Raw genomic sequence first — 21,400 nt, 5'->3', positions numbered from 1 at the left:
TCGGCTCAGGCTCGGAATGTTCGTCGGTAGGTGCCCGGGGAGACGCCGATCGCGGTGTACAGGTGTTGTCGTAGGGACACGTCGGTGCCGAAGCCGGCGCGTTCGGCGATCCGGGACACCGACAGGTCGCTGGTTTCCAGCAACTCCCGTGCCAGGTCGACGCGTTGCCGGGTGAGCCACTGGCCGGGGCTCTGCCCCACCTCGGCTCGGAAGCGGCGGGTGAAGGTGCGGCGGCTCATGCCCGCGTGCCGGGCGAGGTCTTCCAGCGACAGCGGTTCGTGCAGCCGTTCCAGGGCCCATGCCCGGGTGGCGGATGTGCCGGTGTCGGCGGTCGGGGGAACGGGGCGTTCGACGTATTGCGCCTGGCCGCCCTCGCGCTGTGGTGGCACGACGCAGCGGCGGGCCACCAGGTTGGCGACCGCGCTGCCGTGGTCGACCCGGATCAGATGCATGAGCAGGTCGATCCCGGAGGCCGCGCCCGCCGAGGTCAGGACCCGGCCGGCGTCCACATAGAGCACGTCGGAGGTCACGCCGACCTGCGGATACAGGTGGCCGAAGCGCTCCGCGTGCAGCCAGTGCGTGGTTGCCGGATGGCCGTCGAGCAGGCCCGCGGCGGCCAGTACGTAGGTGGCGATGCAGATCGAGACGATGCGGGCGTCGGACGGGATGAGCCGCAGCGCACGGGCCAGCGGTGCGGGCATCGCGGCGCCGTCGACGATCTCCGCGAATCGTTCGGACGCCGGGATGACGACCGTACCCGCACTCGCGAGCACCGCGGCGTCGTGTTCGACGGTGATCGCGAAGTCCGCCGCGGTGCGCACGGGGCGCCCGTCGATCGAGCAGGTCACGACGTCGTACAGCGGCCGGTTCGCGGTGTCCGTGGCGGCCCCGAACAGACGTGCGGCGAGACTCAGCTCGAACGGGATCACGCCGTCGACGGCGAGGACGACGACGCGGTGCGGAACCGGCGCGGGCTCGTCCGAGACCGGCTCGGGAATGCACGAGACCGGCGCGGAAGCGGGTGATGCGCTGACCATGGTCATGGCCCGATCATTGCACATGATGACCTTCGGGCCACTGTTTTGCCTGGTCGCATCCCGGAGATGCTGGGCGCATGACAAGCACGGACGCCACCACCGCACAGGATGTGAAGAGCACCATGAAGGCGACCATGAAGGCGATGAGCCAGGACGTGTACGGCGGGCCCGACGTCGTCCACGAGATCGAACTGCCCCGGCCGGCGCCGGGCCCCTCCGAGATCCTGGTGCGGGTACACGCGGCGGGCATGAACCCGACGGACTGGAAGCACCGCCGGTTCGCCGGCTTCGTGGACCGGCTCCCGCTGGTGCTGGGCTGGGACGTCTCGGGCACGGTCGAGGCGGTCGGCATCGGGGTGACGCTGCACGAGCCGGGCGACGAGGTCTTCGGCATGCTGCCGTACCCGTCCGGGGTCGGGGCCTTCGCCGAGTACGTCGTGGCCCCCGCGCGGGCGATGGCCGCCAAGCCGAAGAGCCTCGACCACACCCGGGCCGCGGCCGTGCCGCTGGCCGCGCTCACCGCGTGGCAGGCCCTCGTCGACACCGCCGGCGTGCGGCCCGGTCAGCGGGTGCTGGTACACGCGGCCGCCGGCGGGGTCGGCCATTTCGCGGTCCAGATCGCCAAGGCGCGCGGCGCCCACGTCATCGGGACGGCGAGCGCCGCCAAGCACGACGTGGTCCGCTCGCTCGGCGCCGACGAGATGATCGACTACCGGACGCGGGACTTCACCACGATCGAACCCGTCGACATCGTGCTGGACGCCATCGGCGGCGACACCGCCGCGCGGTCGCTGGGCGTGCTCGCACCGGGCGGACAACTCGTGACGATCGCCCTGACCCAACTGCCCGACGATCTGGCCGACCGGGCGGCCCGTGCCGCGGCGGGCGTCCGGGTGCGGCCGATCCTCGTCGAAGCCGACCGGGAAGGCATGCGTGCGATCGCCGCCATGATCGACGCCGGATCGCTGCGCCCGGTCGTGGAGGCCGTGTTCCCCCTCGCCGACGCCGCCAAGGGCCACATGCTGGGCGACACGGGGCGGGTGACCGGCAAGGTCGTCCTGACGGTGCCGTAGTGCCGATCAGGCCGGATCCCCCGCCCCGACGCACGGCGGGGGATCCGGCCCGCGCCGCCGAGGCGTCGTGCGTCGGCGGCGCGCCGGGCGGTACCGGATCAGCTCGGCATCCGGTCGAAGAAGCCGTGGACGGCGCGGATTCGCCCGTCCCCGCCGAGCACCAGGACGTCGATGCCGGTCAGCACGGGCGCCGCACCGGGGAGGCCCAACTCCCAGAAGACGCGGGCGACGTCGTGGTGCGCCTCGATCTCCCCGACGACGGTGAACGCCATCCCGGGGAACTGCTCGCGCACCTCCGCGATCCGGGCGCGGATCGCCGGGTACCCGGCCGCGGCGCTCACCGGGTCGTCGTAGCTGCCGTCCTCGGTCCAGATCTCCTCGACCGGCGGCGAAGGCGTGTGCGGATCGGGTTCGTTCCAGGCCGCGAGATACCGGGCCACCAGGGCGGCGAGACCCGTCTCGGCCGCCCGCGGAGCGGGGTTCATCGGTGGTCCTCCGGGTCCGGGATCCAGCTCCCGTGGAAGCCCAGCGGGACCTTCGCGGGAAGGTGCACGGCGGCGACCGGGGGTCCGGTGAAGTCCCGCGCGGAGAGCAGGAGCAGGTCGGCGGCGCCGCGTTCGGGGTCGAAGACGATGGTCATCAGATAGCCGTCGTCCTCGGCGGAGTCGGCGCGCGTCGGTACGAACACCGCTTCGCCGACCCCCGAGCCCCGGGGGAACAAGCGCGTTTCGGTCGTCTCCGTGCGGGCGTCGCGCTTGAGCATCACCTCGCCGACCTTGGCCCCGAAGATGTCCTCGCCGACCACGGTGTACGAGTACCGGTGCGGCAGCGAGACCACCCGCTCGTCCACCCGGGGGTACTCCTGGGAGCGGTCGTCGATGACGTCCTGCCGCAGCGTGCCGGCCGCCGGGTCGATGGTCCACCGGTCCAGAACCGTCGGCGGGATCTCGTCGAGCCGACCCTGGTCCAGCATCCACGGGTAGCGCGCCACCTCGACCACCACCCGGCCGGCCGCGTCGTCGTACGCGTTGAGCGTGTGGAAGACCCAGCACGGCTCGACGTCGAACCAGCGCACCTCGTCCGCGCCGCCGTCGCGCGGCAGCAGGCCGATCCTGGAGGGATGGGCGTCGTTCCAGGCGTACGGGAGGCGGGCGCCGTTCACGGCCAGGTCCGCGCTGAACGTGATCGACAGGTCGTAGATGACCACGTAGCGCTCGGTCAACGCGAAGTCGTGCATCATCGGGCCGTCCGAGACCGGCACGTTCACCGTGCGCGCGATGTGTCCGCCCCGGTCCAGCACGATGTGCTGCACGTGGTTCCAACCGTGGAAGTAGGAGACGGCGTGCAGTTCGCCGGTGCGCGGGTCGCGCTTGGGGTGCGCGGTGTAGCCGCCGGGCAGGCCGCCGAAGTCGCACGGCCCCAGCGTCCCCAGGTCGTAGGACATCTCGTAGGGGCGCGCGCCGCCCTCCGCGAGTGTGATGGTGCGGCCGGCGTGCTCGATGACGTTGTTGTTGGGCGCCCAGTCCATGTCGGCGAACACCGGGCCGCCCGACCACTTCTCGCCCAGCGTGTTCGCGACGGACTCGGACCTGATCCAGCGGTTGCGGTACCACTCGGCCCGGCCGTCGCGCAGGCGTATCCCGTGCACCATGCCCTTGCCGAGGAACCAGTGGTACGAGTCGGGGTCTTCCAGGCCCATCGCGTTGGGGCCGTTGCGCAGGTAGCGGCCGTTGAGCTCGGGCGGGATCCGCCCGGTCACCGGCAGGTCGAACGCGGTCACCTCTTCGGTCACCGGGGCGAAGAGTCCCGCGAGGAAACGACTGGCCATGGAGTTGCCTCTCTTCTCGTGTCTTCTCGTGCGTCGAGGAGTGCCGCCGGGCGGATCGGGCGAGCCGGGCGGGGTGTCACGCGTGCGCCGCCGCCACGCCCGGATCGGCCGTCGCCCGCCGCACCTGTTCGACGCTGCGAAAGCCGCCGTCGACGGTGTCCAGGTAGCCCAGGACGACGCCGCGCAGCCCCGTCATCCGCAGCAGCGTCCGGCCGTCCGGGGCGACCGCGCTCAGCGTGTTGACCACCCCGGGATCGGTCAGGTCGACGCCCTTGGGCGTGCAGTACAGGTCCACGCCCTCCGGATACGCGTCCGCCAGTTCGACGTCGTTGCGGCGATCGAAGACGTCGATCCGCCGTACGGAGACCGGCGCCGCCAGCGGAACGAACCGACCCGGGGTCAGCACGGCCACCCTGGCCAGCCCGTCGAGCAGCACCGCGGGCAGCACGAACCTCGCGAACGCGGCATGGCGCCGCGCCGGCGGGAGCACGAACGTCGCGCGATTCCCGTACGGGTGCACGCGCGTGTCCGTCGTGGACACGAACGCGCCGGTGAGCAGCACCGCCGGGTTCGGTACGTGGTACGGGTCCGGCACCGCGACCTCGCCGACCGACGCGGGCCAACGCGCGCTCGTCGGCGCGGCGATCGGCTCGCGCCGCAGGTGCACCGTCGCCTCGAAGTGCAACCGGTCCTCGCGGAGCAACGTGCCCTGCGGGGCGCGGACGTCCGACACCACCCGGACGGCGACCACACGCTCCTCCGGGGTCTGCGCCCGGACGCGCGCGTCGATCCGAAAGGGCGACTTCGCGCGCCCCGGATACACCCGCAGGAACGTACTGAAGCCCAGTTCGCTCAGCGCCGTCACACACCAACCGGGGCTCAGCGCCAGCGCGGCCTCCGCGGCGATCTCCGGTACCAGCGTCCCGGGCAGGGTCGGCACGCCGTCGACGAGATGATCGGCCAGGTATCCGTCCGTCTCCGGGTCGAGTTCGCGCTCGACGAGCAGCCGGTCGGGTTCGTCCACCACGCGGCGTCCCAGGTAGAAGTCCGCGGCCGGGGCGGGCGCGAACGCCGGGGGAAGGGCCTCGGCGGCGCGCAACAACCCCGGCATCCTGGCCTCGATCGCCGCCCGCTCGGTGTCGCCGATGTGCAGCACGGACGGCTCGTGCCGGGCCCGGCCCAGCTCGGCCAGGAAGTGGCCGACCCCCTCGCCCGTGCCCATGCCGCTGAATTGGCCGCTGCGCGCCATGAACGCGGCGGTCACCGGATCCGCCCCCAGGCCCACGTCGCGCCACAACGTCCAGCCGATCGTGTACTCGTCCGCGCCCTCCGCGAGGTTGGCCCAACCCGCCGCCGAGGCCAGGAAATCGTTCGCCGCGGCGTAGTCCGCCTCGCCCTCCTGACCGGTGAAACCGACCAGCGAGCCGAAGTTGCACCACACGGCCGGCGGGTGCGCGGCGAGCGCCTGCTTGAGATTGCGGTAGCCGCGTACCTTGACGTCGCGGATGCGCCGGAACTCCTCGAAACGTTTGTCGCCCAGCGACGCACCCCGATTGAGCCCGGCGCCGTTGACCAGCAGGTCGATCCGGCCGTCGGCCGCGTGGATCGTCGCGAACGCCCGCCGTACCGCCGCCGGGTCGCGCACGTCGCAGGTGAGGTAGCGGACCCGGTCCGCGCCGCTGTGCGCGGCCATCCGGTCCAGATTGGCGCGCGCCGTCCGGGCCTGGAGCAGTCGGTCGAAGCGGCGGCCGAGTTCGGCCACCGAGACACCGGGGTCGGTGCGCAGCCCGCTCCGGACGAACTCCGGGCGGCGCCGGGCGAAGGCGTCCCCGGCGTCGGCGAAGACCTCCGGAGGGTGGGCGTCCAGGGGATTGGAACCGAGCACCCAGATCCGGGCGGACGTCGACTCGGCCAGCGCCACCAGCGTCTCGGCGGTGATCCCGCGCGCGCCGCCGACGCCGACGACGACCGAGGAACGGTCCAGGAGCGGCGCGCCCGCCGGCGAGGTCGGCGCGGGCCGGGGGACGAAACACTTGCGCAGCGATCCGTCGTAGACGACCACGGGCAGTGTGTGGCGCGCGCACGATTCGGCGGCCAGCCGGGCCAGGCCCGGGTCGAGCGCCGATGAACCGGTCACCACCGCCCAGCACCGCACCCCGCCCAGCTCCAGCGCCGCGCTCTTGACCAGGCCGGTGAACAGGCCCGAGACCGGATGCAAGGTGCCCTCGGGCAGGCCGCCGAGCAGCAGGGTCGCGAACGTGCCGCGCCGCTCGCGCAGTTGCCCGTGCAGGGAGCGCAGTGCCAGGAACAGCGCGTCGTGCAGGCCCAGGGCCGCGTCGGTGACGCCCCGGGCCGGGTCGCCGAGATCGGTCACCACCCGCAGGTGCCGGATCCGGTCGCGCACCGGCCGGATCAGCGCGTCCAGGGCCGCCGGGTCGACCTCGGCCAGGACGTGCCGCCCCGGGACGCGCGGCGCCGACGGATCCGTGCAGACCACGATCGCGCCGCCCGGATCCGCCGTCGCCAGGGCCGCCGCCAGGTCGGCACGGTCGGTCAGCACCAGGGTCTCCTCGCCCAGGGCCGGGATCGGCGCGCCCACCCGCTCGTACGGCTCGGCCTCCAGACGCACCACATGCCGCCGCACCAGCGAAGCGGCCGGCTCCCGCCGGCCCGGGCCGCGGACGAGCATGCGCGAGGTCCGGCCGGTCAGCGGATCCGCGCAGGACACCGCCGTCACCGGGGCCGGCGAGACCAGCGCCTCGATCAACGACCGCGCCGCGTCACCCGCGAGGTGGCTGCGCCGCGCGCGGGTCGGATCGCAGCGGATCTCGGGCACCTCGTCGGGACCGGCCCGGCCGTCGTCGGCGGCGAGGGTGCCCAGGATCGGCAGTCCCGCCGCCCGGGCCCTGGTTTCGAGGGCGAGCGCGAGCATGAAGGCCCCCTCGCCGATCTCGCCCGAGCGGGCCAGGGCGTCGCCCAGCACGTGCCGCAACTCGGCCGTGCTGTTGCCGTTGATCCCGCACACCAGGGCGAGATCGAGGTCGCCCCAGCGCAGATACTCCTCGGCCAGCCGCACCGCCGCGAAGCCACCCGAGAATCCGGTGTCGACCGTCAGATTGAGCCCGTGGAAGTCGAAGTGGTTGGCCACCCTGGCCGCGATGACGTTGGGCATGATCCCCGGGAACGAGTTCTCGTTCCCGGGCGGCACCAGGGCCCGGACCGTCTCCCGGAACGACCCGAACGCGGCCTTGAAATCCGGGTCCGAGCCCAGCCCGGGATGCTCGGCCGCGACGCGTTCCAGATGGTCGAGGTAGCACCGCAGCGCGTACGACGTGGCATTGCGCGTGGGGCCCAGGTGGCCCACCAGCACGCCGGTGGTGTCGCGGACCGAGGACCAGAAGTCACCGAGCGCCGGCCGCAGTCGACCCACACAGCGCAGGATCATCAGCTGGCAGCGGTCGATCGTGCGCAGCGTCGCCGGCGGGATGCGCACCTCGGCGACGGACGGCAGCGGAAAGCTGTCGCCGAACCGGGCCGCGGGCTCCGGGCCCTCCCCGCGCAGCCACGCCCGCACCTCGGCCGGCGACGGGTCCCCGGGAAGGGCCGCGCTCCAGCCGACGACGGCGAGCCGCCCCTCGGCCCGACGGGCGGGCCCGGCGGGTGTCGTCGCCGGCCGGTCGCGGACGATCAGGTGCGCGTTGGTGCCGCCGAATCCGAACCCGGAGACCGCCGCGGTTCGGGGCCGGTGCGCCGAGGCGGGCCACGCACGGGAGGAGGTGGGGATCTCCAGGTTGGTGGAGTCGATGCGGAACTCCGCGGGCGGCTCGTCGAACCGGAACTGCGCAGGGATGCGCTCGTGCGCGAAGCCGAGCAGGACCTCGATCAGCGAGACCACCCCGGCGGCCCAACCGGTATGGCCGATCAGCGACTTGTTCGAGGTGACCCGACAATCGCGGTTCGAGGCCATGGTGTCGCGCAGCGCGTCGAACTCCGCCAGATCACCGGCGGGAGTGCCGGTGGCATGCGCGACCACCCAGTCGATGTCCGCCCCGGTCAGCCCGGCGGCCCGCTGGGCCCGCGACACCGCCAGGCGCTGGCCGTCGGCGCTGGGCGCGTACACGGCCTTGCCCTTGCCGTCGGAGGACGTCCCGATACCGGCGAGCACGCCCAGGATCCGATCCCCGTCCGCCCGCGCCCGACGCAGCGTCTTGAGGATCACCACGCCGGCGCCGTCCGAGAACAGGACGCCGTCGCTGTCCTTGTCCAATGCCCGCACCCGGCCGCTCCGGGACAGGCCGTGCAGTTTGGCGAACAGCGTGGAGCCGCGCGGACCCAGGCCGAACGCCCCGCCGCAGGCGGCCACGTCGCTGGTGCCGGACAGCAGGTTCTTGACGCCGATGTCGATCGCGTACAGCGAGGACGAGCACGCGGTGTCGACCATCAGCGGCTCGGTGTCGGCGGGCAGCAGTCCCCGCATCGCGCGATGGCCGACCTGGTGCGGCAGATACTCCTCGGGCGATGGGCCCGCGTGCGGGAGCCGTTCCCGGATCAGGTCGTCGAGTCGTTCGCCCAATTCCCGGCGCCGGTCCTCCGGGAGGAGGTCGCGGAGCCGGCCGCGCAGCCCCGCCGCGACCGTCGCCTCCTCCAGGTGCTGGCTGCCGTCCGCCGTGTAGCCGACCACGAACGACCAGCGGTCGTCCTCGCGCCGCGCCACGCCGTCCAGGGCCTGACGCAACGCGTGCCGCAACCAGTGCGCGGTGAACTCCTCCGCAGGGTCGTCCGGTCGTCGGGCGGCGGACGTGATGTAGCCGCCGGCTCGCGAATAGGTGCGGTCCTCGGCGTCGGGATCGGGGGAGTGGAAGGAGGTGAGGTCCCATCGATCGCCCGGCTCGGAGAACACCACGTCCCCGCGGGTGCGCACCCGCCAGAACTCCTCGGGGGTGTCGGCGCCGGGGACCACCAGGCCCATGCCCACGATGGCGATGGTTCGGGCGTCGGGGTCCGTGGTGTTCGTGCCGTCCGGGGTGCCCGGGGCGTTCGCGCTGTCCGGGGTGTTCGCGGCGTCCGGGGCGTCCGCGGTGTCGTAGGTGGTGGCGGCTGCGACGGTGTCGGTGTCGTCCGTAGGGTCGCCGCCGTCGTCATCGCCGCCGGCGACCGCCGCCGGCGCGACCCTGCGGGCGGGCTCGCCCGGCGGAGACAGGATCGACCCGGCCAGGGACAGTCCGCCGTCGGCGAGGAGGACCTGTCCGGTCACCCACCCGGCCGCCTCCGACGCCAGGAACAGCACGACGTTGGCGAGGTCGGCCTCCGACGCGAGCCTCCCGAGCGGGGTCGCGGCGACCGTCACGTCCCGCATCTCCGCCGCGCGCGGGAACAACCGGGCGACGTCCCCCTCGATGAGGCTGCACGAAGCCGTGTTGACCCGGATGTTGTCCGGGGCGAGCTCGACCGCGAGATAGCGGGTCAGCGCCTCGACCGCCGCCTTCGACGTGCCGACCGACAAGTAGTTGCCGATGACCAGGCCCGCGCCGATCGAGGAGAGGTTCACGATCGACCCGCCGCCCCGCGCGGCCATCAGGGGAGCGGCCAGTTCCGAACACCACAGGCTGCCCTTGAGGTTGGTGTCGAAGGCCCGTTGCCAATGCTGCTCCTCGAGGTCGGCATGGGGGAGCAGCGCGCCCGAGGCGGCGTTGTTGACCAGGATGTCGATGCCGCCGACCAGTTCCCCGATCCGCTCGAACATCTCCTCGACCCGGGGGCGCCGTGCCACGGAGGCCCGGACGAGGTGGACCTCGCCGCCCGCCGCCCGCAGTTCGGCCTGCGTGGCGCGGGCGGCGTCCGGTGAATGGAAACAGTTGATGACGACGGTGGCCCCGTGCTCGACGAACTTGCGCGCGATGACCCGTCCGACGCCCTTGCCACCACCGGTGACGAGGGCGATCTTCCCCTGGAGATCGAACATTGATGGTCCTTCGTGAAGTACGCGAGTACGCGGGAAACGGGAGAGGGCGGGGCCTACGCCGGGACGGGCACGCCGGAGCCGTGCGTGATCACCAGATCCGCGATGCGCCCCAGCGTTCCGTAGCGACCGATCCGGAAATCGGCCGTCAGCTCCGGCAATCCGTACTGCTCGGCCACCCGCGCGAGCAGTTCGGTCTGCTTCACCGAGTCGATGCCCAGGTCTGCTTCGAGTTCGACGTCCTCGGTGAACACCTCTTCGGGATACTCCACCGCCCGCGCGTACATCCGCGTGATGCCATCGATCACGCCCGCCCGATCGAGCGGGGGCGCGGGGACGCGGGAAGTGTCCGATACAGCGGGTACATCCGGGATCGGGACGTGCGCCGCCGGTACATCCGCCGTCGACGCGTGCTCGCCCACGGGCGACGGGCTCGTCGCGGGGCCGCCGCGGAGTTCGTCGACCGCCTCGCGCAACGACACGACCGGCGACCGTCCCGCGACGGTGCACGCGATGGCGTTCACCTCGGGGAGGCTCTTGCGGACGAGGCGCGTGAGGGTGTTCCGGGCGCCGCATTCCACGAACACGTCCGTCCCGGTGTCGTGCAGGTGGCGGAGCGCGCCGAGAAAGTGCACGCGGCGGGTGAGGTGGCTCGCCAGGAGCGACCCGAGATCGTCCTCGTCGGTGTAATGGCGGCCCAGGATGGGCGAGTAGACCGGCAGCCGGAACCAACTCCGCCGCAGGTCACGGATGTCGCGGTGGAACGCGTCCGCCGCGGCGGCCAGCAGCGGGCCGTGGAACGGGTAGGGAGAGCGGACCCGGACGGACTCGATGCCGGCCCGACGCGCGATGTCGTGGACCGGGGCCAGCGCCGCTTCGGGCCCCGAGACCACCGTCTGGCGAGGGCTGTTCTCCACGGCGACCACCAGGCCCGCCGCCCCGACGAACTCGACGAGCCCCAGAACGCGCCGGACGCCGGCCCCGAGGGCCAGCATGCCGCCGGCGCCCGTGTCCGTGCCCGGGCCGGCCGCCGAACGCAACGCGGCGCTGCGCCTGGCCACGACGACCGCCCCCTCGCCCACGCCGAACGCGCCGGCGGCGACGAGCGCGGCGATCTCACCGAGGCTGTGTCCGACGAGCACCGCGGGCTTGACCCCCTCGGCGGTGAGAATCCGGTGGATCGCCAACGACGTCCCGTACAGGGCGAGTTGCAGGGTGTCCGGGTCGGTGTCGAGGAGGGTGTCCAACGTGGGCGGAGCATCACGCAACAGGATCGGCGAGATCGGGGCGACGTGGTCCGATCCGGCCACGCTCGCGTCGATCTCGGCGAAGACCTCGGCGACCTCGACGCGGTGTCGACGCAACTCGGTGAAGACGGACTCCAGATAGGCGCCCTGTCCCGGAAACAGAAAAGCCGTGCCGTCACCCATCGATCCTGCCCCTTTCACGGGTGTTGCCCCTTCGGGCGTGTACGTATCGTTCGAAAATCACCACAGGAGTCGTTCCTGTCGCACATTGCCGCCTCAGGTACCGGACGCCACGGGGACACCCGATTCCCCCAGGGATACCGCAAGTTTTCTCGACATGGCGAGGACGGCCGGGAGCGGGCGAATGAAAACCGTGCAGCGCCGGACGAGTCCGGCCGCGTCGAGTTCCACGATATCGACGCCTTCGCAGGGGTGGCCCGAAATTCTTCCGGAGAAAGTCATACAGAGGGAGTCGGCCTGTTCGAATCCTCGCCCGTAGGAAAGATCGTCGACCACATCCCCGAGGAAGATCGCCAGGACGGTCGATACGGCTTCCCGGCCCGTGAACGCGTGCGGGGTTGCCGGCGTCCACAATTCGACGTCCTCGGCCAGGGTCGCCGCGATCGCCTCGCGCCGCGGGTGCAGCGCCAGGTGGGTGAAGCGCCGCGCGTCGAGGCGCGCACCCGGCGTGGCGGCACCCCCGGCACCGCCCAGGCGCTCACGGATGAGTTCCGCGAACGCGGTCGCGATGAGCCGATGGCCCGCCGGGCTCGGGTGCAGTCCGTCGGGCAGCCACAACCGTTCCTCGGTCGAGCCGCCGACCGTGTCGGCGTCCAGACAGACGGTCCGGTATTTGGCGGAGACCTCGCGAACGACGGTGTTCGCCTGGCGAATCTGCCGACCCACCCGCTCCGCGTCGAGCGGAGCCAGGCCGAGGCGCGGCGAGAGGTCGGCGAGGGTCGCGGTCAGCACGATCGGCGCGATCGCGGACAACTCGCCGACGATCGCCTCGTAGTTGCGCCGGTAGCCCTCGGGCGAGAAGGAACCCAGGGCGTCGTTCATGCCGACGACGACCGACGCGATCCGCGCCGGGGTCCGGGCCGCCGCCGGGAGTTGCCGGATCCGTACCTGTGGGGCACGGGCGTTGCGTTCGGCGAGATCGACGACCGCCAGACGCCCGCATACGTCACCGAGGAGCGGGGCCAGTCGGCGCACCCACCCCCGGCGCGAACCGTCCGGCAACTCGTCCCCCTCTCCCTGTGCGACGCTGTCGCCGAGGGAGAGGAAAATCCCCGTATCCATGTCACCCCAAGAATCACCGCGGGTACCCCGTATGGAAAAATAAGGCCACCACGTGACGCTCCGAATGGACAAGTCCATTGACGTGTTCGGATGCTTACTGTCGGTTATGGCGAGGGTCCGACCTGCCGATCGATGAATCCATTACTTCGTGTGACCTGCATCACAACAATGGATTCGCCGCGGATATCTCTGGATAGGGGTCGCCTTAGGGGGTGAGTACGGGTATCGAAATCCGGGGAGGCGCACCAGGAATAAGGGCACGGAATTCGATCCCGGTTCCGATCCGTGAACCGGGGAACAGGACACGATACGCCGCCCGAGAGGCCGGACCACGCCGACGACCGGATCCGCACCTCGGTACCGAACCGAACCCCGCGGCCGGGATGTCGAGGGCCGGGATGTCGACGGCCGGGTCGAGCGCTCCGGGTGCGAACACCGGGCCGAGGAGCGGCCGTACGGGTCGGCCGACTCCTCGTCCCCTCCCTTGCCGCTCGTCACCGCGAGCCCGCGGCCACCAGTTTCGCGGTGATGGGTTCCAACGCGGTGATCAACTCGTCGAGTTCGGCGGGGGACAGGGCGTCGTACGGCGGAGCGGCGAGTTCGTCGGTGAGGGCCTCGACGCGTTGCTTGGTCTCGCGGCCGGTGTCGGTGAACCGCCCGTCGGTGTCGAGGAGTCCGCGCTCGCGCAAGCCGTCCATGACCGTGGCCAGTCGCTCCTTCGGCAGGTGGTGCACGCGCCCGAACGACTCCGGCGGATGGATGCCCTGCGCCGCCGCGTCCAGCAAGTGGGCCTCCGTACCGCCGATGCGCGCGCCGACGAGAGCGGCGACGTGCCCGTCGCAGCGGTGCTCGCGCAGCATGGTCGCGGAATGCCACAGGCGGGCGACCGGGTCGTTCGGCACCGCGAGGGCGCGCATCCCGGCGTACATCACCCGACCTCCCACGGGCGCGCTCGTCGCGGCCTTCGTGGTCAGGTCGGCGGCGCGCACCAGGCCCGGGGAGTCGGCCGTTTCGGCGCCGAGGATCCGCCGCACGGAGGCCGCGCTGCCCCGCTCCCGGGCGGCGATGGACGCCTCGGGTGGGATCGTCTCCCACACGCTCGGGATGTGCCGCGCGGCCTCCCCCTCCGCGAAGCTGTAGAAGGCCGCGTGCACGACCTGCGCCGGCACCCGCCCCAGCGGCGCGGCGCGGCTCGCGAAGTAGCCGTCCCAGTAGGTGCGGTGGCCGAGCGCGGCCAACTCCTCGTTGCACTCGTCGGCGAAGTAGGTGACCAGGCAGATCGGCTCCAGGAGCTCGAACATGCGACGGGCGATGTGAGTCATGGCCCACATCATGCCCGCGAGCCTCCCGCATGGAGCGGTACGCGCCGCCGAAAGCGCCTCGTCGCCGCGACCCTTCCGGACCCAACAGAGCGGCCGGACACCCCGGTTGCGGGGAACCGCCGGTGATCGTCGGCGAGGGAGATCCCGTAGCCGAGGTTCACCTCCGAACGAACCGCCTGCGACGACGCCGTCCGCCGCGGGCGGCGTCGCGCTCGGCGTCGGGTTCGTCAGGGGCGGATCACGTAGCGGCCCCGGAGGCCGCCCTCGGCGGTGGCCCGGTGGGCCTCGGCGGCCCGGTCCAGCGGGACGACGGCGTGGACGCGGGTCGGGAGTTCGCCGGCGGCGGCTCGGGTGAGGAGGTCGGCCAGTCGGGTGCGGTCGGAGGCGGTGATCACGGAGGCGACCGAGATTCCGCGCTCGGCGGGGGGTGCGAGGCCGGGCCGCAGGCCGACGTAGGCGCCGCCGTCGCGGACCAGCGCGAGGGCCCGGTCGTCGAGTTGCGCGGGGTCGACGACCGCGTCCCATGCCGGCTCGGCGTGCGCGGTGAAGTCGGCGCCGAGGCCGCGGACGAACTCCTCGTCGCCGGCGCGGGCGAGCCCGGTCACCTGCCAGCCGCGTTCCCGGGCGAGGACGGCGACGTTCGCCCCGACCGCCCCCGCGGCGCCGGTCACCAGCAGTCGGCCGGCGTCGGCGGGCGCGTCACCGAGCAGGTCGACGGCATGGGCGGCGGCCGACCCGTTGAGGGGGACCGTGGCCGCGGCGACCAGGTCCAGCTCGTCGGGGACCCGGGCGACGTCGGCCGCCGCGACCACGATCTCCTCGGCGTAGGTGCCGAAGTCGCGGTCGAAGCCGACCACCAGGCCGGCCACCCGGGTGCCGACGGCCAGGTGGACACCCGGCCCGGCCGCGTCCACCACGCCGGCGAACTCCCAGCCCAGACCCGTGTGTTCGGGCTGGTTGACCAGTCCGATCGTGTGGAAGAAGCCGGCTGCGACGCCGAGGTCGGTGGGGTTGACCGTCGCCGCGGCGATGGCGACGCGGATGTGGCCGGGACCGGGCTCGGTGACGGGCACGTCGATGATCTCGATCGAGTCGGGCCCGTTCGGTGTACGGACGACGGCGGTGCGGAAGGTGGCGGCAGTCATGGCTGTGTTCCTTGCGGTGCGGTGATCGTTTACGACCTCCATGCTGGTTTCGTTAACCTCTTCGTGGAAGCAGGCACTCGAAAGTGCCTATGCCCCTCCGGGGTGGGGAAGGAGCGATCGATGTCGACGCGGACGGCGGCCCAGCAACGGGCCGAGGCGAAGACGAGCTACAACGCGTTCATGGCGGGCTGCCCCAGCCGTCAGCTGCTCGACCGGATCTCCGACAAGTGGGTCGCGTTGATCCTCGCGGCGCTCGGCAGCGACGGCCCGCACCGTCCCGGGATCGACCACGGAGACGGTCCTCGGCCGATGCGCTTCTCCGAACTGTCCCGCCGGCTCGCGGGCGCCAGCCAGAAGATGCTCACCCAGACCCTGCGCTCCCTGGAAGTCGACGGGTTGGTCACGCGCACCGTCACACCCACGGTTCCGGTCACCGTCACCTACGAACTGACCGAGCTCGGCCTGTCCCTGAACCACGTCATGGCCGACCTCAAGCATTGGGCCGAAGCGCACATGGGCGACGTACTGGCCCACCGGGAGGAGCACCGACGCGCGGCAGCCGAACCCGAACACTGAGCGTGCCGCCACCCGTCTCGCCGACCGTGTCGACGCCGGTCGGCGCGGGGGTGCTCGCGGAACGCGTCACGGTGGGGCGGCGTTCGACCGGGACGATGTCCCGGTGACCCTGTTCACCCACGCGAACCGCGAGCACCCGCCACGTCCGGACGGTGCGGGACGAGGTTCAGGGCGACGGCGGGCCGTCGACCGTGGTGATGTACCAACGCTTGGTGGGCATCGGGGTGCCGTCGACGGATATCACGCCCGTCAGGTCGACGAAGTAGCCGCTGCCGGGAGCGAGATGTGAGGTGGGGTCGAAGGTGGTGATGCGCGTGGCGGCGTTGTAGGTCGTGGTGCCGGGGCGGCCGCCGCTCTCGCCTTGCCAGACCACCCACCGGATGGTGGAGGGCCGCACTTCTCGATCGAAGGTGGCGGAGAAGTTGGTGTCCACCGGGACGGAGGACTCCCCGTCCGTCGGGGAGATGTCGATGACCACCGGCGCCGGGCCGGGGGCGTCGGAGGTGTCGAACACCGGGTCGACCCAGTAATTGGTGTCGTTCCAGGTCGAGTTCGGGAATCCGCTGCCGTACAGGTACACCCCGTTGCCGCCGACGGCGTCGCTCGCGGGCGCGGTGAGCGGGCCGCGTACGTGTGCCGTGGTCAGGCCACCCTGATCGGCGTTGTACCTGCCGTTGGGCGCCTGGTACGAGGCCACGTAGGTGGTGCCGGCGGTGACCGGGACCGGCTGGGCGAAGTTCACCTGCTGCCAACCCGATTCGGACTCGTCGGTGAAGGTGGCGGTGGCCAGTCGATCGCCCGATGCCGACCACAGGGTGCCGGTGTGCGTGCCGGTGTTGGTGGCGTCCTTCCAGAAACGTACGCCGGTGATGTAACCGGCCCGGTCCGCTTGGAACTTGACGCCCAGTTCGGTGGCGACGGCATCCGGATCGGGACCGGAGGAGGGCTGTTCGGCCGATGCCCACAGGGTGCACGGGCAGACGGCCGGCGGGGCCGGGTCGACGGCGACGCCGATATCCTTGGCGCGGCCCCGAATCGTGTTGCCGGTCTCGCCGTTCGCGCAGGTGTCGGCGCCGGCGATGGGCGTATCACAGGAACTCGCGGCCGCCCGGGGCGTTCCCGGTGCGGCGACGGTTGATGCGAGCAGTAACGCGACGATGGTCGGAATCATCGCTCCGTGCAGCCTTGGCCAAGGTATGTTCACAAGTGTCCCCCACCCGAACATCACTTCCCGGGGCGGTTGTCCCGGGGTCGAGCCACGGGAAAGTCTGGCGCATCTCCCGACCCGCTGTCATGGGTTTGGGCTCTCCGGCAACTCGCTTTCCCGGCAAGGGAGATCGGCCGAAGTCACGCCTGTCCGGGCGTCACGGGAGCACGGCGACGGCGAGCGGGAGTCGGCCCACGGGCAGGCGCGTGGTGGCGCCGGTTGCGGTGTCGACCAGGGTGAGGCCGTTCCAGCCGCCGGCGCGGGTGAAGCCGCCGGAGACGTACGCGGTGCGGCCGTCGGGGGAGAGCGTGACGGTCTCGTGGGGCCCGTCGAGCGGGACGACGCGTTCGGTTCCGTCGGGGGCGCGGATGGTGAGCGACGGGCCGGCGTCGACGTCGGAGTCGATCGGGCCGGTGGCGACGACGTACAGGGTGCCGTCGGGGGCGACGGTGACGCCGTGCTGGTGTGCGTTGGCGGTCATCGGTTCGACGGTGACCCGGCCGGTCGCCGGGTCGACGACGGCGAGCCGTTCGCCCTCGAAGGGGAGCAACAGGGCGCCGTCGGACGGGCGGACGGCGGTGTAGTGCGGCTTGAGCCAGGAGCCGAGGCCGCCCCGGGTGCCGTACGGGGCCACCTCGATCCGGCGCGTGGCCCAGGTGTCGGTGTCGACCGCGGTCACGTCGAAGGAGTCGTGGTCGGTGACGTAGACATGGCGACCGTCGGCGGAGACGTCCACGTCGAAGGGACGGCGGCCGACCGGAACGACCCGGGTGACGGTGCGGGCGGCGGTGTCGACGACTTCCAGGGCGCCGTCGCCGCCGGGCACGTTGACGCCGACGTAGATCCGGGCGCCGTCGGGGGAGAGGGCGATGCCCATGCCACCGCCCCGGTACTCGCCGGTGGTGACGCGGCCGGTCCGGGTCGTGTACGGGATCCGCGCGACGAGTGCGCGGGTGCGGGTGTCGACGACGGCGACGCCCTCGGCGGTGGCCACCCACGCGGTGCCGTCGGGGGCGACCACGAGCCCGTACGGCGCGGTGCCGACCCGGACCGAGCCGAGGTCGGCGGCGCGGCCGGCGCGGGACGGGTCGACGAAGGTGACGGTGTCGGCGCCGAAGTCGGTGACGAGCAGGGTCGTGGCGGGCGAACCCGGCACGGGCGCGGCCGGGACCGAGACGGCGGAGGTCGCGGCCGGGGCGGGCGCCGGAGCCCGGGCGGGGGTGGACCCACCGCAGCCGGCGAGCAGCGCGGCGGCCACTACGGCGAGTACGCCGGCCCGAGCGGCGCCGTCCAGGGCGGTCACGCCCCATCCCGGTGCGGGTCGTCGGTGCGTCGCTCCGCGGCCCGCAGGGCGGCGGCGATCTCCCGGAAGCCGCGACGCTCGGCATGGGCGCGGGCGGTGACTCCATCGCCGTCCGGCAGCAGCGGGTCGGCGCCATGGGCGAGCAGGACGTCCACCACCTCGCGATGGGCCGGCCCGCCGTCCCCGAGGATCACGGCCTCGAGCAGGGCGGTCCAGCCGAGGTCGTTGACATGGTCGACATCGATGGCGGTCTCGGCGAGCACGGCGCGGACGTACCCGACGTGCCCACGCTCGGCGGCCGGAATCACCGACACCCCGCCGAACCGGTTCCGAAGCGTGAGGTCCGGCCCGCCGACCAGCAGCGCACGCATCATCGCCACGCTGCCGGTGACCCCGGTGACCAGCCACGGGCTGTCCGATCGGTCGTCCCGGGCGTTGACGTCCGCCCCGGCCTCGACCAACGACTCGGCGACGGCGACGTGATCGGCGAGGGCGGCGCACAACAGCGCGGTGCGGCCGAGGTCGTCCCGCGCCGCCGGATCGGCGCCCGCGGCGAGCGCGGCACGCACGCCGTCGAGATCACCGCGGCCGGCGGCATCCGCCAGGGCCCGGTCGGCCGGGGACAGGGGACGTTCGGTCATGACGGACTCCTCCACGGGGCAACACGGCAACCACCATCCTGCGCGGTGACCCCCGACCCGCCGTCGGCGCCTCGGTCGATGCCACGACGACGGCCGGTCGACACGGAAGTCATCCGATCGGACGACCCACGCCCCCGCCCACTCCGATCGAGGCGGTGGCGGAGTCCGATGACGCGCGGACCCGTCGCGTCATCGGCGCCCCGGACCACCCCGGAGGCAGCCCCGTTCGGCATGCGCCGGCGAAGCCGATCAAGATGTCCCGAAAGCGGCCCTCACGGCGGAAACTCGGTGAACCTCACACTGTGATACTCGGGCAGTGTGCCGTTGGTGCCGGGGTTGAAGAATCCGAAGATCCCACCACTGCAGTTGTTCGAGAAGTACACATTGGCTACTCGGTCGGTTTGGTTGGAGATCGGGCCTCCGCCGTTTCCCAGGGAAAAGCACGTGTTGTCCGCCGGATTGGTCAGGATGCGCTCGATGTCCCCGGGTTGTTGGCGGTAGAAGAAGTTGCCGGTGGCCGCGTGAGCGGTCCCCGTCGGCACGGCCAGGGCCAGTAGAGCCGCAGCGGCGGGCGCGTAAAACGTGATGGCACGCAGTCGCATGACAGAACCTCCGGTGTACGAATGGACCCAAAGTCGGCCGACAATGGGCTCATAACCTACCCAATAGGGTTAACTCGAACACCCGGCGCCGCCGTGATTCGCGAGCCCTTCACGACGATCCGTTTCTCATCCGGCTCACATTCGGCTCTCATGCATCCTTGCCAGGCTGTCGATGCCCCGAAGGACCCGGAAGGAATCGACGGACCATGAGCCACGACCACCACGAAGGCCACCGCGTCAGCCGGCGCACCGCGCTCGCGGGTATCGGCAGCATCGGCCTGGGCGCGCTGCTCGGCGCCTGCTCGGACGCGGACAACGGGGGCAGCGCCCGAGCCACCACGACGACGGGAGCGACCGCCACGGTCTCGCCTCGGGCCACCACCACCCCGGACATCGGCAGCCTGTTCGAGGGCGCCGGCACCTGCACCCTCACCCAACAGACCACCCAGGGCCCGTACTACTTCGACGCCGACAAGATCCGCAGCGATATCCGCGAGGACCGCGACGGTGTGCGGCTGCGCCTGGCCGTCCGGATCCAGGACAGCGAGACGTGCCGGGCGATCCCGAACGCGGTGGTGGAGATCTGGCACTGCGACGCCGCCGGCCTGTACTCCGGAGCCGAGAACCTCTCCGGAGGTGGCGGCGCGGGCGGCGCTCCGCGTGGTGGCACGCCCCCGCCCGGAGCCGGCGCACCGCCCCAGGGATCCCCGGGTGGTGGCGGTGGCGGCGGTGGCGACCTCACGCCACAGGACGACAAGCGTTACCTGCGCGGTGCCCAGGTCACCGACAACCAGGGCATCGTGCAATTCACCACCATCTGGCCGGGCTGGTACAGGGGCCGTACCGTGCACGTCCACGCGATGGTGCACATCGACAACGAACGCACGCTCACCACCCAGCTGATGATGGACGAGTCGCTCAACAGCACCGTCTTCGCCGAGCCGCCGTATGCCGAGCACACCGGCCGCGACACGTTCAACGACGGCGACAACATCTACAAGCCCACCATGCTCCTCGACATCACCCGGGACGGCGACGGCTACCTGGGCGCGATCACTCTCGCCGCGGATCCCGACAAGAACGGCAAGTGAGCCCGAAATCCGGGATCCATGGCGCCCGATCCGCGAGTTCACGTACCACGACACGGACTCGGGCGAACGGCCCGCACCCTCCGCCGCCGGTAGCCGGCAACGCGGACCCGGTGGCGGGCGCGAGCGTGGCGGACCACCGGGCAGGCCCCGACCGGGATGGTCGGGGCCTGCCTCGGCCGCGCACGAGCGGCTGTTCCGGGGGACCGTCCGGCCGCTTCAACGCCTCGGTACTCAGCGGGATTCGACGACGACCTTCTCGATGACCACGTCCTGGACGGGGCGGTCGTCGCGCGGGTTGGTGTCCGTGGTGGCGATGGCGTCGACGACTTTTTGGCTCGCGGCGTCGGTGACTTCGCCGAAGATGGTGTGCTTCCCGGTGAGCCAGGTGGTCGGGCCGACGGTGATGAAGAACTGGGAACCGTTGGTGCCCGGCCCGCTGTTGGCCATGGCCAGCAGGTACGGCTTGGTGAACGCCAGGTCCGGGTGGAACTCGTCGGCGAACTCGTATCCGGGGCCGCCGGTCCCGTTGCCCAGAGGATCACCGCCCTGGATCATGAAGCCCTCGATCACGCGGTGGAAGACGGTGCCGTCGTACAACGGGGCGGTGCTGGGTTGGCCGGTGTTCGGGTCCACCCACTGCCGTTCACCCGTCGCGAGTTCCACGAAGTTCTTGACGGTCTTGGGCACATGGTTCGGCAACAGCCGGACCACGATGTCGCCCTTGTTGGTCTTCAGGGTCGCGTACAGCTCTTCCGCCATCTCGATCCTCGGGTTCGACGCTTCGGGGGCACGGCCAGTCTCGCCGACACCCCCGCCACCCACGCCCGACGACACGGGATTTCACCCACACGGATGGCCCGGCCGACCCGACGGAAGCCGACGACGTGGCCGTGTCCGGCCACCGCACCGGCCGCAACGACCACGACATCCTCCTCGAAGCGGGCCAGGGGCCGAGTCCGCCAACCTCTTCCATGACGTGCCACCGCTCGCCTGTCGAGGTGGCGACAGGCACTCGCTACTTCCAGTCGTCGGCGAAGACTTGATTCCGTGTCGCGTCCCAGAAGAGC

General features: G+C 71.9%; 16 protein-coding genes. 3 read left to right on the top strand and 13 right to left on the bottom strand.

The annotated features are described in order from the left end of the window. Nucleotides 1–5: 5 nt before the first annotated feature. Nucleotides 6–1,043 (bottom strand): GlxA family transcriptional regulator, encoded by a 1,038-nt coding sequence (locus EMA17_RS47890; protein WP_246127366.1) that lies wholly within the window; start codon nt 1,041–1,043, stop codon nt 6–8. 128 nt (nt 1,044–1,171) lie between these two features. Here EMA17_RS47890 and EMA17_RS47885 point away from each other — a divergent pair, with 128 nt between their 5' ends. Continuing rightward, nucleotides 1,172–2,110 (top strand): NADP-dependent oxidoreductase, encoded by a 939-nt coding sequence (locus EMA17_RS47885; protein WP_126643571.1) that lies wholly within the window; start codon nt 1,172–1,174, stop codon nt 2,108–2,110. A 98-nt stretch (nt 2,111–2,208) separates the two neighbouring features. On the opposite strand, the gene EMA17_RS47880 is transcribed toward EMA17_RS47885, so the two are convergent. The 7 genes from EMA17_RS47880 to EMA17_RS47850 form a co-directional block, all read right to left on the bottom strand. Next, nucleotides 2,209–2,595, bottom strand: coding sequence for a nuclear transport factor 2 family protein (locus EMA17_RS47880; protein WP_126643527.1), 387 nt, complete (start codon nt 2,593–2,595; stop codon nt 2,209–2,211). Continuing rightward, nucleotides 2,592–3,938 carry a carotenoid oxygenase family protein gene (locus EMA17_RS47875; protein ID WP_126643526.1) on the bottom strand — a complete coding sequence of 449 codons (1,347 nt, stop codon included), beginning with the start codon at nt 3,936–3,938 and terminating at the stop codon, nt 2,592–2,594. The genes EMA17_RS47880 and EMA17_RS47875 overlap by 4 nt, the downstream gene beginning before the upstream one ends. A gap of 76 nt (nt 3,939–4,014) precedes the next feature. Beyond that, nucleotides 4,015–9,900 (bottom strand): SDR family oxidoreductase, encoded by a 5,886-nt coding sequence (locus tag EMA17_RS55680; protein WP_126643525.1) that lies wholly within the window; start codon nt 9,898–9,900, stop codon nt 4,015–4,017. 53 nt (nt 9,901–9,953) lie between these two features. Further along, the gene (locus tag EMA17_RS47865; RefSeq protein ID WP_126643524.1) at nt 9,954–11,327 is read right to left on the bottom strand and encodes an acyltransferase domain-containing protein; all 1,374 of its coding nucleotides are present in this window, start codon (nt 11,325–11,327) and stop codon (nt 9,954–9,956) included. Nucleotides 11,328–11,420: 93 nt separating this feature from the next. Continuing rightward, nucleotides 11,421–12,446: an SGNH/GDSL hydrolase family protein gene (locus EMA17_RS47860; protein WP_160161835.1), complete on the bottom strand. Its 1,026-nt coding sequence runs from the start codon at nt 12,444–12,446 to the stop codon at nt 11,421–11,423. Between the two features lie 494 nt (nt 12,447–12,940). Then, complete coding sequence (locus EMA17_RS47855; RefSeq protein ID WP_126643522.1) at nt 12,941–13,768, bottom strand: SCO6745 family protein; 828 nt, start codon at nt 13,766–13,768, stop codon at nt 12,941–12,943. A 227-nt stretch (nt 13,769–13,995) separates the two neighbouring features. Beyond that, on the bottom strand, nt 13,996–14,913 hold the full coding sequence (locus EMA17_RS47850) for an alcohol dehydrogenase catalytic domain-containing protein (RefSeq protein WP_126643521.1): 918 nt from the start codon (nt 14,911–14,913) through the stop codon (nt 13,996–13,998). Between the two features lie 120 nt (nt 14,914–15,033). On the opposite strand from EMA17_RS47850, the gene EMA17_RS47845 reads away from it, so the two are divergent. Continuing rightward, complete coding sequence (locus tag EMA17_RS47845) at nt 15,034–15,489, top strand: winged helix-turn-helix transcriptional regulator (protein ID WP_126643520.1); 456 nt, start codon at nt 15,034–15,036, stop codon at nt 15,487–15,489. A gap of 166 nt (nt 15,490–15,655) precedes the next feature. Here the strand turns inward: EMA17_RS47845 and EMA17_RS47840 are convergent, their stop codons facing one another. The 4 genes from EMA17_RS47840 to EMA17_RS47825 all read right to left on the bottom strand — a co-directional run bounded on the left by EMA17_RS47840 (nt 15,656) and on the right by EMA17_RS47825 (nt 19,242). Then, the gene (locus EMA17_RS47840) at nt 15,656–16,660 is read right to left on the bottom strand and encodes a DUF4082 domain-containing protein (protein ID WP_246127364.1); all 1,005 of its coding nucleotides are present in this window, start codon (nt 16,658–16,660) and stop codon (nt 15,656–15,658) included. Nucleotides 16,661–16,853: 193 nt separating this feature from the next. After that, nucleotides 16,854–17,999, bottom strand: a complete 1,146-nt coding sequence (locus EMA17_RS47835; protein ID WP_371863239.1) for a YncE family protein — start codon at nt 17,997–17,999, stop codon at nt 16,854–16,856. Continuing rightward, nucleotides 17,996–18,640: an ankyrin repeat domain-containing protein gene (locus tag EMA17_RS47830; RefSeq protein WP_126643518.1), complete on the bottom strand. Its 645-nt coding sequence runs from the start codon at nt 18,638–18,640 to the stop codon at nt 17,996–17,998. The genes EMA17_RS47835 and EMA17_RS47830 overlap by 4 nt, the downstream gene beginning before the upstream one ends. Before the next feature lie 272 nt (nt 18,641–18,912). Beyond that, nucleotides 18,913–19,242 (bottom strand): hypothetical protein, encoded by a 330-nt coding sequence (locus EMA17_RS47825; protein ID WP_126643517.1) that lies wholly within the window; start codon nt 19,240–19,242, stop codon nt 18,913–18,915. Nucleotides 19,243–19,448: 206 nt separating this feature from the next. Between EMA17_RS47825 and EMA17_RS52365 the strand changes: the two genes are divergently transcribed. Beyond that, complete coding sequence (locus EMA17_RS52365) at nt 19,449–20,333, top strand: peptidase associated/transthyretin-like domain-containing protein (protein ID WP_160161834.1); 885 nt, start codon at nt 19,449–19,451, stop codon at nt 20,331–20,333. A 231-nt stretch (nt 20,334–20,564) separates the two neighbouring features. Here EMA17_RS52365 and EMA17_RS47810 read toward each other — a convergent pair whose 3' ends face one another. After that, nucleotides 20,565–21,092 (bottom strand): peptidylprolyl isomerase, encoded by a 528-nt coding sequence (locus EMA17_RS47810; RefSeq protein WP_126643514.1) that lies wholly within the window; start codon nt 21,090–21,092, stop codon nt 20,565–20,567. Nucleotides 21,093–21,400 lie beyond the last annotated feature (308 nt).

It is taken from the genome of Embleya hyalina, from assembly GCF_003967355.1.
Classification (GTDB): domain Bacteria; phylum Actinomycetota; class Actinomycetes; order Streptomycetales; family Streptomycetaceae; genus Embleya; species Embleya hyalina.
This window is presented reverse-complemented; position numbering and strand designations above follow the sequence as displayed.

Bases quoted from the DNA above. Each gene is read 5' to 3' on its own strand.
- EMA17_RS47875 (WP_126643526.1), bottom strand. From the start codon at position 3,938: ATGGCCAGTCGTTTCCTCGCGGGACTCTTCGCCCCGGTGACCGAAGAG.
- EMA17_RS47845 (WP_126643520.1), top strand. From the start codon at position 15,034: ATGTCGACGCGGACGGCGGCCCAGCAACGGGCCGAGGCGAAGACGAGC.
- EMA17_RS55680 (WP_126643525.1), bottom strand. From the start codon at position 9,900: ATGTTCGATCTCCAGGGGAAGATCGCCCTCGTCACCGGTGGTGGCAAG.
- EMA17_RS47890 (WP_246127366.1), bottom strand. From the start codon at position 1,043: ATGACCATGGTCAGCGCATCACCCGCTTCCGCGCCGGTCTCGTGCATT.
- EMA17_RS47855 (WP_126643522.1), bottom strand. From the start codon at position 13,768: ATGACTCACATCGCCCGTCGCATGTTCGAGCTCCTGGAGCCGATCTGC.
- EMA17_RS47865 (WP_126643524.1), bottom strand. From the start codon at position 11,327: ATGGGTGACGGCACGGCTTTTCTGTTTCCGGGACAGGGCGCCTATCTG.
- EMA17_RS47860 (WP_160161835.1), bottom strand. From the start codon at position 12,446: ATGGATACGGGGATTTTCCTCTCCCTCGGCGACAGCGTCGCACAGGGA.
- EMA17_RS47840 (WP_246127364.1), bottom strand. From the start codon at position 16,660: ATGATTCCGACCATCGTCGCGTTACTGCTCGCATCAACCGTCGCCGCA.
- EMA17_RS47885 (WP_126643571.1), top strand. From the start codon at position 1,172: ATGAAGGCGATGAGCCAGGACGTGTACGGCGGGCCCGACGTCGTCCAC.
- EMA17_RS47810 (WP_126643514.1), bottom strand. From the start codon at position 21,092: ATGGCGGAAGAGCTGTACGCGACCCTGAAGACCAACAAGGGCGACATC.
- EMA17_RS47880 (WP_126643527.1), bottom strand. From the start codon at position 2,595: ATGAACCCCGCTCCGCGGGCGGCCGAGACGGGTCTCGCCGCCCTGGTG.
- EMA17_RS47825 (WP_126643517.1), bottom strand. From the start codon at position 19,242: ATGCGACTGCGTGCCATCACGTTTTACGCGCCCGCCGCTGCGGCTCTA.
- EMA17_RS47830 (WP_126643518.1), bottom strand. From the start codon at position 18,640: ATGACCGAACGTCCCCTGTCCCCGGCCGACCGGGCCCTGGCGGATGCC.
- EMA17_RS52365 (WP_160161834.1), top strand. From the start codon at position 19,449: ATGAGCCACGACCACCACGAAGGCCACCGCGTCAGCCGGCGCACCGCG.
- EMA17_RS47850 (WP_126643521.1), bottom strand. From the start codon at position 14,913: ATGACTGCCGCCACCTTCCGCACCGCCGTCGTCCGTACACCGAACGGG.